This window comes from Rhizobium oryzicola (assembly GCF_030504645.1).
Classification (GTDB): Bacteria; Pseudomonadota; Alphaproteobacteria; order Rhizobiales; family Rhizobiaceae; genus Neorhizobium; species Neorhizobium oryzicola.
This window is the reverse complement of sequence record NZ_JAUKWQ010000017.1, coordinates 17,526-29,229: the sequence shown is the minus strand read 5'-3', so window position 1 is coordinate 29,229 and position 11,704 is coordinate 17,526. Positions and strand designations below refer to the sequence as shown.

Annotated in this window: 10 protein-coding genes; 2 read left to right on the top strand and 8 right to left on the bottom strand. The window is 59.8% G+C overall.

Annotated features, from left to right (window positions below):
- Positions 1-94 precede the first annotated feature (94 nt).
- Both Q2T52_RS26235 and Q2T52_RS26230 read left to right on the top strand, forming a co-directional pair.
- Positions 95-967 carry an ABC transporter permease gene (locus Q2T52_RS26235; protein ID WP_302079868.1) on the top strand — a complete coding sequence of 291 codons (873 nt, stop codon included), beginning with the start codon at positions 95-97 and terminating at the stop codon, positions 965-967.
- Positions 964-2,190, top strand: coding sequence for an ABC transporter ATP-binding protein (locus tag Q2T52_RS26230; protein WP_302079867.1), 1,227 nt, complete (start codon positions 964-966; stop codon positions 2,188-2,190). Before Q2T52_RS26235 ends, Q2T52_RS26230 begins: the two co-directional genes overlap by 4 nt.
- Positions 2,191-2,200: 10 nt before the next feature.
- Here Q2T52_RS26230 and Q2T52_RS26225 read toward each other — a convergent pair whose 3' ends face one another.
- The 8 genes from Q2T52_RS26225 to Q2T52_RS26190 all read right to left on the bottom strand — a co-directional run bounded on the left by Q2T52_RS26225 (position 2,201) and on the right by Q2T52_RS26190 (position 11,554).
- Positions 2,201-2,491 (bottom strand): type II toxin-antitoxin system RelE/ParE family toxin, encoded by a 291-nt coding sequence (locus Q2T52_RS26225; protein ID WP_302079866.1) that lies wholly within the window; start codon positions 2,489-2,491, stop codon positions 2,201-2,203.
- On the bottom strand, positions 2,484-2,744 hold the full coding sequence (locus tag Q2T52_RS26220; protein WP_302079865.1) for a type II toxin-antitoxin system ParD family antitoxin: 261 nt from the start codon (positions 2,742-2,744) through the stop codon (positions 2,484-2,486). The genes Q2T52_RS26225 and Q2T52_RS26220 overlap by 8 nt, the downstream gene beginning before the upstream one ends.
- Positions 2,745-2,848: 104 nt before the next feature.
- Positions 2,849-3,178, bottom strand: a complete 330-nt coding sequence (locus Q2T52_RS26215) for a HepT-like ribonuclease domain-containing protein (RefSeq protein WP_302079864.1) — start codon at positions 3,176-3,178, stop codon at positions 2,849-2,851.
- Between the two features lie 23 nt (positions 3,179-3,201).
- Entirely contained in the window at positions 3,202-3,498 is a 297-nt protein-coding gene (locus Q2T52_RS26210; protein ID WP_302079863.1) for a nucleotidyltransferase family protein, read from the bottom strand.
- A 157-nt stretch (positions 3,499-3,655) separates the two neighbouring features.
- The gene (locus Q2T52_RS26205) at positions 3,656-6,355 is read right to left on the bottom strand and encodes a S8 family serine peptidase (protein ID WP_302079862.1); all 2,700 of its coding nucleotides are present in this window, start codon (positions 6,353-6,355) and stop codon (positions 3,656-3,658) included.
- A 236-nt stretch (positions 6,356-6,591) separates the two neighbouring features.
- Positions 6,592-8,973: a glycosyltransferase family 4 protein gene (locus tag Q2T52_RS26200; protein WP_302079861.1), complete on the bottom strand. Its 2,382-nt coding sequence runs from the start codon at positions 8,971-8,973 to the stop codon at positions 6,592-6,594.
- Positions 8,970-10,064, bottom strand: coding sequence for a glycosyltransferase family 4 protein (locus Q2T52_RS26195; RefSeq protein WP_302079860.1), 1,095 nt, complete (start codon positions 10,062-10,064; stop codon positions 8,970-8,972). Before Q2T52_RS26195 ends, Q2T52_RS26200 begins: the two co-directional genes overlap by 4 nt.
- A complete protein-coding gene (locus Q2T52_RS26190) occupies positions 10,064-11,554 on the bottom strand; it encodes a class I SAM-dependent methyltransferase (protein WP_302079859.1) in 1,491 nt (496 codons plus the stop codon). The genes Q2T52_RS26195 and Q2T52_RS26190 overlap by 1 nt, the downstream gene beginning before the upstream one ends.
- Positions 11,555-11,704: the final 150 nt, after the last annotated feature.

Genomic DNA, 11,704 nt, shown 5'->3' with positions numbered 1-11,704 from the left:
TCGGGCGTCCGCCAATCGGAAACCCGAAGGGACGGGCGCTTTTGCACCGATATCAGCGCCGCGCCACTCGACCGTATCAAGGGATATGCCCTTCGTGTCTCGGCTTGATCTCGTCACAAAATCGCTCCGTCAGAATGATCCGGAGTTTACCGGAAATGCTCTAGATGAGACCTTACGCACCATGCTGAATGCGATCTGGGACTACCGTTATTTCATCGTGACCTCCGTGCAGGCGGATTTCCGCAGCCGTGTCGCCAGAAGCCGGCTCGGCTTTTTGTGGCTGGTGATTGCGCCGCTTGCGCAGATCGTCACCTATGCCTTCGTGCTGTCCTCGATCATGTCGCAGCGGCTGCCGGGCATTGAGAACAAATTCTCCTATGCGCTCTATCTGATGGCGGGCTTCCAGGGCTGGCTGCTGTTCGTGGAGATCATGACGCGCAATCTCGGCGTCTTCATCGAAAACGGCAATGTCCTGAAGAAGATATCCTTTCCGCGCATCGCTTTGCCGCTGGTGGTGGTGATCAGCTCAATCATCAACAACCTGATCTTCTTCGTCGTACTGCTGGCGGTCTTCCTGCTCACCGGCTTTCCGGTCGGGCTGAACCTGTTGTGGCTGCCGGTCCTGCTTGTCGTGAATGCCGCCCTTGCCGCAGGCATCGGCGTGACGCTCGGTGTCTTGAACGTCTTCATGCGCGATATCGGCCAGGTCGTGCCGATCGTCATCCAGTTCCTGTTCTGGATGACGCCGATCGTCTATGTGAAGGATATCCTGCCGCCTGCCTTCCAGAGCATCATCCGCATCAACCCGCTTTATTGGCTGGTGGAGAATTACCACCGCATCATGGTCTATGACCAAAGGCCGGATTTTGCCGTGCTCGGCATTCTCTTCCTGATTGCCGTCGTCTTTATCGGCCTCGGCCTCTTCCTGTTCCGCAAGGCGAGCCCCGAAATGGTGGATGTGCTATGAACCAGGTCGTCATGTCCGTCGACAAGGTCGGCAAGGTTTTTAGGCGCTATCGCCATGAGATGTACCGCGTGCTCGGCTGGTTTTCCGGCCATGTCAGGGGCAGTGAAGACAAATGGGTGTTGCGCGATATCAGCTTCGACGTGGAAGCCGGGCAGGCGCTGGCGATCGTCGGACGCAATGGCGCGGGCAAGAGCACGCTCCTGAAGCTGATCACCGGCACCATGCGGGCAAGCGAAGGCCGCATTTCGCTGTCGGGCAAGATCTCCGCCATCCTCGAACTCGGCATGGGCTTCAACCCTGATTATACCGGCCGCCAGAACGTCTTTCATGCGCTCGGCCTGATGGGCTACCAGCATGGGCAGATCGTATCCGTCATGCCCGAGATCGAGGCTTTCTCCGAACTCGGCAGCTATTTCGACCAGCCGCTGCGCGTCTATTCGAGCGGCATGCATATGCGGCTTGCCTTCTCGGTCGCGACCGCCTTTCGCCCGGATATCCTGATCGTCGACGAGGCGCTCTCGGTGGGCGACGCCTATTTCCAGCACAAGAGTTTCGACAAGATCAAGGATTTCCGAAGGCTCGGCACGACGCTGATCCTGGTCTCGCATGACCGCATGGCGCTGCTCAGCCTCTGCGACCGGGCGATCCTCCTGCATGAGGGCGCGGTGGCGCTGGACGGCGATCCCGAAAGCGTGCTCGACTATTACAACGCCCTGCTCGGCCAGAAGGATGCCACCCCGATCGAGACAGAGACGCAGGAAGATGGCCGCGTGCGCACCAGTTCCGGTTCGCGCAAGGTGTCCATCGTCAACGCCCATCTCGAGGACATCGACGGCCGCGAGATCGATACGCTGGATGTGGCGGCGGAAGCCGTCATCAAGGTGAAGGCCAGGGCAAACGAGAATGTGGAAACGCTGGTCTTCGGCTATGCCATCAAGGACCGTTTCGGCCAGACGCTCTACGGCACCAATACCTATTACAGCGGCCAGGCGCTGGAAGGCATCAAGGCCGGCGAAGAGGTGGAATTTGCCGTCCGCTTCCGGGCCGATCTGGGCCCCGGTACCTATTCGGTTGCGCTGGCGCTGGTCGGTGGTGAGAACCATATCGGCGAGAATTACGAGTGGCGAGACCTGGCGTTGATCTTCGACGTCGCCAATGCCAGCAAGCAGACCTTTGACGGCCGCATCTACCTGCCTTCCGAGATGACCGTGACGCGGGGGTGACGTTTGCGTGTCAGTCGAGCCAGTTCTCGACATCGCGAGACCCGTAAACCACGGCGACGACAAAGATGCCATCAGGCATCGGGTCGTAGATGATGATGTAACGCCCCTCTATGAGAATGCGCGCGGTTGCGCTGATCTCAGGGCGAGCGGCGCCCATATGCGGATGCTCGGCCGCCAATTCGGCTTTCTCAAAGATCCGGATCAAAAGCGCATCGGCAGCTCGCGCATTGTCCGGAGCAATGGAGCGCCAGATGTTGCGAAGATCTTCTTCGGCGCGGGGACTGAAAACGCATTTAGCCACGGGTGCGGGCTTCGGCCTTCAAGTCGGTCAGGAACCTGTTCATGTCGATTTCGCGTCCCTCACCGCTGGCTTTGCCCTCTTCATAGGCCTGTCTCAAACGGGTGATTTCGAGCCGGCGTAGTTCCTCGCGCTGCTCCCATAGGCGCAAGGCATCGCGGACAATTTCGCTGTTGGAAGCATAGCCGCCGCTTTGGACTGCGCTTTCCATCATCGCTGCCTGGTGCGGCGTCAAGGATACGGTGAGCGTTCGCATGTTTGAAGCTTTCATGGGATGCTTATAACACGCTTCACAATCTCTAACAATTATTGTTAGAGATTGTGTCTCGCGCAGCCTCGTAATAGCCGCGAGAAAGGCCTCTAATCGGGGCCTGGACCAACCTGTTCGAAAATCGCCTCAAGGGCATGCTTGAGACGCAGTAGCTCATCAACAATGACGCCCCAGATTATCCGGTCTGAAAGGCCGTGATATTCGTGGCGCAGGACATTGCTGATGCCACGAACACTTCTCCAAGGCACCTCCGGCTGCAACTGCTGGATATCCTCCGGAATGGCTCTGCTCGCTTCGGAAATGATCTCGATCCCTCGCTGGACAGCATGCCGAAGAATCCACTCCTTACGGTAATCCTCGAGCGTTTTGCCTGCTACAGCCGCCTGAATGCCCGCAATGGCTTCCAGCATGTCATCCATGGCATGACGAAACTCCCGGGGCATCAAAAAATGCGCACGGCAGATTGTTCGATGCGGTGGCGCAAGCGGGGATGCAGCCCGTCCCGGGTCGTCAGATCCACGGGTACATGCAGTTCGTCTTCCAGAAACTGCTTGATGCCGACCAAGTGGAAGGCATTGAAACGGCTCGCCGGATCGTAGTCGATGAACAGATCGAGATCGCTGGCCACCTGCGCCTCTTCCCGGGCCGTGGAGCCATAAAGATAAAGCGAAGTCGCGCCCATGGCCTTTACAGCATCAGCGTAGCGGCTCAGCGATGAAATGGCGTCCTGACGGTTCATGATCATAATCTACACCGTCTTGGACAAATCTTCCAGTTTTGCTGACATCCTTGACTTAGCAGCTCTAGCCTAAGCCGATCCAGGGCGGCACGGCTTTATCAAAAAAAGCCACCCCGGTTGCTCGAGGTGGCCTTTGCATGTCGAAGCTTTAACCTGCTCAGGCGACGAGGGCCGTCACACCCAGGAAGTCTGACGCCGTCAAGGCCTTCTGGCCCAGAAGAACCACCTGGAAGTCGACGGTGCTGGTATCGCCATCGACATCGCCGAAGACGATGGTGTTGCCGCCATCATACTTGAAGGCCAGGCTATCGGCCTGCAAGGTCGTTGCCTGACCAATGAACTTCAGATCCTGCTTGCCGGCAGACTTCAGATCCGCGTCGATCAGGCGCACATCGATCTTGTCCGTCCCAACCGTGAAGTCGGTGATGGTGTCGGCCGCCTGCGGTGTGGATTCGCTGGCCTTGCCATACATGAAGATGTCGGCGCCACCATTGCCCGTCAGCGTATCGGCGCCACCATTGCCGCGCAGAATATTACCTTGATCATTGCCGATCAGCGTGTCCTTGCCAGCGCCGCCGAAGGCATTTTCGATCTGCGTACCGGCGGCAATGGTGAAAGTTCCGCCTGCGACCGTGGAGGTCTGGCCCGCATTTAGGTTGATCGTGACACCCGTGCTGACGGCGGCCGCATCGATGAGATCCGTACCAGCGGTATCGGTCACGGTCTTGGTGCCCTTAAAGGCATCGGTCAGGACATAATGGTTGTCGTCCGTGACATCCGAACCCCAGGCACGTACCGTCAGATCCTTGTACTGTGCAACAGTACCGGTGTTCTTGTCGATCAGCTGCAGCGTCCAGGTACCGGCGCTCTGCTCGCCGAAGAAGGCAGTCGCGCCCACCTGGAAGGTGCCCGGCCACGTTCCGTCATCATTGGTCATCGGTCCATCGAACAGGGTAATCTTGGTCCCCGTGGGCGAGGTAATGACCGCCTTCAGGTCGCTGGAGACCTTGGTATCGATCGTCAGATCGAATTCCATGCGCTCGATGATGACATTCTTCGTCAGCGTCGCGGACACGGAAATGCCGGTGCTGCTGATCGTGGCAGCGCCCGTTCCGCTCTTGGCTTCGCTGCTGACCCAGTTGGCGGCCGTCTTGGCCGTATCGGTCCAGGACGCGGCAAGACGCACGGCAGCCGTCACGTCGATCAGGCCGAAGCCCACATCACGAGAGAATTGCAGCCCGCCGAAGTTTTCCAGATTGCCACCAACCTGGATGTAATTGTTTGTGGTGCCAACAGGACGGGCGGTCAGCGCCAGAATATTGGCGACATCACGGAAGCCGAGCAGCGGGTTGGCCTGCAGCATCAGGGCGGCGGTAGCAGCCACCATCGGACCGGAATAGGAGGTGCCGGTGTTCTGGAAGGCGTAGTCGCCATTGGCGACGCTGGTCTTATTATAGCCGAGCGAGGAGCCGCTGATATCGGCGGACGCAATGCCGAAACCGGAATTGTCCGACTGGTCCTTGCCATTTGGGTTCTCACCGCCGAAGGACGACACCAGAACGGACGCACCGGGTGTGGAATAGCTGGCCTTGTTGCCCATCTCATCCATGGCGCCGGCCGTGATGATATACTTGTTGTTGGTCGTGCCGGTCATGGCCGCATCGGCCTTTTCCGGGCCCTTATTGCCAGCCGAAACCTCGATCACCGTTCCCAGGCCGCCACGACCTTGCTTGCCGGCGTTCTCGATGGCAGCCAGGTAGGTGCGATCCACGTCGTTCGGCGACTGCGGCAGGAAGTTTTCCGAAAAGGCAGGATCCGCGCCATAGGAATTGACAGAGACGTCAACCTTGCCGACCGTCGTCATGTAGTTGAAAAGGGCCGGAACATCGGCCCCTTGCGCAACGGCGAGGCCCGAAATCAGCGTGGCATTCGGCGCCATGCCGACCATGCCCTTGCCATCGGCGGCCATGCCGACGATCGAACCGACAACCGTGCCGTGCTCGTTGGCGTCGGCTGCCGGCGTATAACCATTTCCGGCGCCATAGGCATTCGCACCCGTCACCTTGTTGATCGAATTGAAGGTCAGGTTCTTCAGGAGGTTATTGGCGAACTCGGCGTGGTTGAGGTCGATACCATCATCATTGATGGCGACACGAATACCCCTGCCGGTATAGCCATCCGCCCAGGCGCCGGTGATGTTGACATCAAGCCCGGCAGAGGGACCGCGGTCACCGTTGTTCTTCAGATACCATTGCGACTTGAACAGCGGATCAGAAATGCTGCTGACATTGAGTGCCGTCAGCATATCCTGCTGGACCGCCTGACCCAGGACGGCCGGAAGCGGTGCGGCCGGCGCAGGCAGGCTCGATACGGCCTTGTCGGCATCGCTCTGTACAATCTTGGTATCAGCCCCGATATTGATCAGAAAATTGCGGCCGATAACAGCTGCAGCCGTTCCCTTGTAGCTGTCGATCTTGGTGGCATTATCAAGAGACTTCGTGAAGAGGTCCGCTGCTGCGATCTTGTTGTTGACGATGGTCAGATCCGTCGTGCGCGCACCATCCAGAATGGCAATAGCAATATTCTTGATATTGAACGTGCCATTCGCCAAACCATCACTGAAGAATTTCAGGCCGTCCGGCTCCGCATCACGATTGAACAGAGATTTATAGATCGAGTTGACGATCTGGCTATTGGTCTGGCCGGCAAAGCGTTCCTTGTATTCTGCCGTTCCCGCAAGATCACCGATACCCGTTAGGTCTGCGCCGTTCTTCGTGACTGTATTGAAATAGGAAAGCCCAGTCGGATCGGCCGGGCGGCCGAACAATGCCACGTAAATCCCCTGAATCGTCGCCATATAAAATTCCCCCAGATATAGGCACACTGGAGACAAGGAGTATTTTTGAGGGAAAATACAGTCAACATAAGATTTTTAAATAATAAGGAAGCAATGAAAATTCATAGGTATTTTATATGACAATCATTCAGTTTTGACTTTCAATACGTTTCGGCGCCCCACATCCCAAAGCGCGAACATTTAAAAGCCTGCCGTATGGTCGGCAGACCTTTAAACCTGTGCCTCTTCGCTTCACCTCAGGATGAAGCCTCGATCTCCTTCAGAAAACGGTCAGCAATAACGGACCAGGAATATTCCTGTTCAACCAGCCGGCGCGCAGCTGTGATCATCGTCGCCAAAGCCCCCTCGTCCAGTGCTGCAATGCGCACCAGCGCCGCGGGCAGGTCTTCCGTAGGAGCCTCGATGAAATGCTCCTCGCCCCGGATCTTCAGCCCCCTCGCCCCGAAAGGCGTGGAGATCACGGGAATACCGGCGGCCATATAATCCAGCATCTTCAGGTTTGTGCCGGAGCCCGATTGCATCGGGTTCAGCGCCACATCGGCAATCGACATCATCAGGTCGCGCGTCGGCATGTCGACGGCGCCCATCAGTTCCATATTGGCGGGAAGCTTGCGGTCCTTGAAGGGAAGGCAGACACTGCCGAGGATGACAAAACGGGTGTTCGGCGCAAGCGGCGCCTGGCGAATGAGATCCTCCACCGCCTCCAGATTCGGCCCGTGCCAGCTACCCATGAAGATCGCAAGTTGCCCACCCCTGATGCCGGCGATCTCCTGCAGGCGCCGGCGCTCGGTCAGGTTCGTATAGGCGACATCGTCAAGCGAAACGCCGTTCGGCACTTCCGACAGGCGCGAGCGCGTCGGGCCATAGATCCGCTCCAGCTCCTTGAGATCCCGATCGGCGCAGGCAAAGACACGCTGCGAGGTGACCCAGCACTGGCGTTCCGCCTTTTCCACTTCCCGCAGAATGCTTGCGGCCGCCTCGCCCGATCCGAAGACGGCCGTCTTCAGCGTCAGCTCCACATTATGCGCCTCGTACCAGAGAGGCTTGCCGGGGGCGGCCGCGACAAGGGCTTCGACCATATAGGGATGGCTGGCGATCACCGCCTGGCTGGTGAGTGCAGAGGTGCGCAGCGCATCGATGTAATCGGGCGTCAGGCCTGCCAGCGCATTGACCGCCACATCGCTGACCGGCTTGTCCTCCAGCTGGCGGGAAATGTGATATTCCGTTTCAGCCTGGGCATCGGTCTTCGGGATGGTGATTTCCATCACGCCCGGCGCGATTTCCACTTCCGAGCGCACATCTGAGGTGGAGCCGAGCGCCACGATGTCGATGTCGTAGGACTTGGCGAGATTGCGATAGAGATGGAAGACGCGCGCCTGTCCGCCATTCATGGGCGGATAGACCTTGAAGGTGGTGGCAACCGTCAGCTTCGGGCGCAGCTTGCGGGATCTTGCCTTCGGCGTGACGATCTCCATCAAGCCCTTGGCAACCGTATCCCAGTGAACGCTTGCGACCCGTTCAAAGGCCGCCTCCCCCATGCGCAGCGTCTCATCCGGATCGCTCGCAAGGCGCGTCATCCATTCGGCAAGCGCTTGCGCCTGCGGCTGGCACACGAAACCCGTCTTGCCATGCTCGACGAATTCGCAAGGACCACCGCTGTCCATCACCGTCAGGACAGGCTTGGCGCTCTTCATCGCCTCGATGGTGATCAGGCCGTAATCCTCATCGACAGGCACGAAGGGCACGGCCAGCGCATCGGCATAAAGGCCGGGCATGTCGTCGTCAGGCACATAGCCGAGGAAACGGATGCGCGGATCATCGCCCGCCAGGGCATGCAGGCGCGCTTCGTCAGGACCCGTACCGGCAATCCAGAGCGGAATATCGGTCTTTGCCTGCTTGATCGCCTCGATCAGGAGATCGATGCGCTTCGGGCGGTCGAGACGGCTGCTGGTGAAGAAATAGCGCTGTTCGCCGCAGCTGTAATTGTCGCGGTGCGGAGGCGGATAGAGCACATCGACCGGCACGTCGGGCGGAAAATAGGCCTTGCGGCGGGCGACCGTCGCGGAAATCGCCGCATAGCGCTGGATGCGCATGGGCGAGAGCGCCGCATTGTCGAGAAAATGGATGACGGCGCGGCTGAAGGCGCCGGGAAAGGCCAGCACCTCAGGCGGCAGATCCGCCTGGCGCAGCGCATGCAGCCGGTCGAACAGTTCCGGGATCTGGTCCGGATCGGGATTGGAAATCCCCTCCTCCAGCCATTCGGCGAGATTGCGCAGCTTCGGGTGCTGCAGCACCTCTGGATGATGCTGGCTGGCCGGATAGGTATCGTAGAGCCCGCGCAGGCGGTGCAGCATATAGCAGATGTGATTGGGATGGTTGACCATCCAGGCCGGATACTTTCCCGAGATCACGCAGTCATAGGCCGAGAGATCGAGCTTGGAAAAGGTCTCGTAGGAGGAGATCAGATCCCAGAACGTGCCTTCCGGCGACAGCACGGAGACGATGTCGCAATCATGCTCCGTATGGTCCTGGAAATGCTGCTGCAATCCCCACCAGAGGTTTTCCGCACCCCCGAGCGCCAGCGGAACCGGAAGCGGGGTAACAATCGCGATCTTCATAGAGTGGGCACCGTGTGGCTGTAATGCGGCTCTGGCAGGTCTTGAAGCAGGGTTTCCACCACATGCTCCCAAGTGATGTTCATGGCCTCGTAGCGGGCACGGCCATTGCGCCCCAGCCGCTCAGTCAGCGCCGGATCCGCTGCCAACTTTTCCAAAGCCGCGGCAATCGCCTCCGGGTCCGGATCGGTCACGTAACCGGTTTCGCCATCGACAACGAATTCCAGCGGACCGCCGGAATCGCGGCAGGTAACAACCGGTTTCGAAGACAGCATGGCTTCGAGCGTCACGTAACCATAATCCTCATCCAGCGGGCCGAAGAAGACGGCAGCGGCATGGGCGTAGAAATTCAGCATGTCTTGGCGGCTGATCGCGCCGACGAAGCGCACCCGCGACGACAGGCCGAGCTGCTCGGCCATGGCCTCCAGATGGCTGCGCATGCCGCCGGAACCGGCAAACACCGCCTGGATCGGCGTCTTGCAGGCGGCCAGCGCCTTCAACATCAGATCCTGCCGCTTCAGCCCTTCGAGCCGGCTCGGCACGAAGATATAGGGCAGCGCCTCCTCGCGGCGGAATTCCTGCCAATTGGCCGGCGGATGATAGAGTGCCTTCGATTCGATCTTGTTGAAATCGCGCAGGCGCTGGCAGACGCGTTCCGCAATCGTATAGACGGCGCGCGCCGAACCGGGCTCCAGCCCGCCAAGGCTTACCGTGTCGCCGGCCATGATGTCATCGCGCAGCGCATCGGTTTCCGGCTTGCCGGGCAGCCAGCCATAGGGCGTGCCGTAGAGATCGTAAGCCGCGCGGTGCTGGTGCAGCAGCCAGACGCGCTTGTCCGGATGGCGGATCATATAGGCGGGAAATTTCAGGCAGATCATCCGGTCGATGCGCCCGCCGGCAAAGGGCAGGAAATTTTGCCCAAGGCACTGGTCCATGGTGCGGGCCGCCGCATCGACAGGCTCGAAGAAGAAGGGCGCGGAAATCTTGTGCACGCTATGGCCGGCCGCACGCACGGCCTCGACAAGGCCGTCCACGAGAAATTCGGCGCCCCCATGAATGCCGGGCGTATGAACGGTGGCAATCCCGACCCGCATCAGTTCTGGCCGCCCTGCTCTGCTTCATCGAACGGCTTCTGCGCATAGACGGCATAGTCGGCCGGCTGGCGGAACCAGTCATTGACTTCGGACGGCGTGAAGCCGCTTTCGGGCTGGCTCAGATCGCAATCCTCATCCTTGCGGATGATGCGGGCCTCCTCGAAGCCGCGCGCTTCCGCGACGAAGCGCAGGTAATCGGGCGGGAGCGGCTTGTTGTGCGTCGGGTCGTAATGGAAGGTGCAGGCGCCGACCACCAGGTTTTCCGGGTTCGGCGTCTCGAACAGAATGACCCCGCCCGGCATCAGCACGCGGCGCGCGACGTCGAAGAGATTGATGAGATCCTTGAAGCCGATATGCTCGACGATATGGAAGCCGGTGATGGCGCCCAGGCTGTTGTCGGACAGCGAATGCAGATAGGCGATCGCATCGCCTTCGATGACGTCGAGGCCAAGCGCCCTCGCCTCGACCACCATGGCGCCGTTCAGGTCGATCCCGCGCGTGGCGATATTGTTGCGCTTCAGCAGAGACAGGAATTCGCCGCGGCCACAGCCGATATCGAGAACCACGCCGCCGCCCGCAACCGGGCGATTGGTGCGGAAGATCGGCAGATAACGTTCCGAGCGGCGCAGGATCTCGGCCGTCGAGCCGCGGAAGCGGTTTTCGAAGGCGACATAGAGGCTGTCGAAGGAGGCATCCTCGATCGCCTGAATGGCTGCCTGATCCTCGGCCGGCAGCTTCGCACGTGCCGTGGTGATCAGCTCGCCGAGGGCTGCCCGCTGGGCCACCACCTCATGACGGATGGCGCGCATTTCGGCGAGCGCATCGACGGTCGCATTCTTCGAGGCTTGAGCATTGGCGCGCGCTTCCGCCATCCAGTGTTCGGATTGAGTGGTGCGCTTGTCCACCTCCACATGGCCGGCATCCAGCAGCGCCTGGTTCTTGCGAATGGCGGAGATCGCGCCATTGACCTCGTGAATCAGCGCGTGATGTCGCAGCGATAGAAGCGCAAGGCGCTGCGTGGTGGTGGAACGCACGATGAAGCGCATGAAGGGTTCGAACAGCTTGCCCACCACGGGCAGGCGGGTCACACGGTCGAGCACCGCAGCCGGCATCAGCCAGCGCACCTTGACGCCGCGGGCCCGGCCCTCGACGGAGCGCGACAGCGCGCTCAACACCCTGACCACGCTGACGTGGCCCTGGCGAAGGGCCGGCAGATAATAGCCGCGACCCACGCCATCCACCTCGCGCCCCAGAAGAACGCGATAGGCATTGCGCAGGAAATCCTCCTCGTCGAGTGCGGCAAATTCCTCGATCGTGTAGAAGGGCCGGCCAAGCGGAATCTTTTCGCCGTCATCGGGCTCTGCCACCAAGGGAATGGTGCCCAGGCCCTGCCGCCGCCCAGGCTCCGGCGCCTTCTCCACTTCCTTCACCGCCGTCTCGGCCCGCACGCGTGCCAGAATTTCGTCAATCGTCGGCGTTTGGCTCGACATGCATTGAACCCTTTCAGAACATCATTCCGGGCAGGGTTTACTGCATCCGTCGCACAAGCGGAACATTTTTCATTCCGCGTGTCTCACTCGAATACCGTAAAAAGTGATAGTATCTCAGATTGAACACTTGGCGGATCCGCCCGCATACAT

Excerpts from the sequence above, each read along its gene's own strand:
- Q2T52_RS26230 (WP_302079867.1), top strand. The coding sequence starts at position 964 with ATGAACCAGGTCGTCATGTCCGTCGACAAGGTCGGCAAGGTTTTTAGG.
- Q2T52_RS26220 (WP_302079865.1), bottom strand. The coding sequence starts at position 2,744 with ATGCGAACGCTCACCGTATCCTTGACGCCGCACCAGGCAGCGATGATG.
- Q2T52_RS26215 (WP_302079864.1), bottom strand. The coding sequence starts at position 3,178 with ATGGATGACATGCTGGAAGCCATTGCGGGCATTCAGGCGGCTGTAGCA.
- Q2T52_RS26210 (WP_302079863.1), bottom strand. The coding sequence starts at position 3,498 with ATGAACCGTCAGGACGCCATTTCATCGCTGAGCCGCTACGCTGATGCT.
- Q2T52_RS26205 (WP_302079862.1), bottom strand. The coding sequence starts at position 6,355 with ATGGCGACGATTCAGGGGATTTACGTGGCATTGTTCGGCCGCCCGGCC.
- Q2T52_RS26200 (WP_302079861.1), bottom strand. The coding sequence starts at position 8,973 with ATGAAGATCGCGATTGTTACCCCGCTTCCGGTTCCGCTGGCGCTCGGG.
- Q2T52_RS26195 (WP_302079860.1), bottom strand. The coding sequence starts at position 10,064 with ATGCGGGTCGGGATTGCCACCGTTCATACGCCCGGCATTCATGGGGGC.
- Q2T52_RS26190 (WP_302079859.1), bottom strand. The coding sequence starts at position 11,554 with ATGTCGAGCCAAACGCCGACGATTGACGAAATTCTGGCACGCGTGCGG.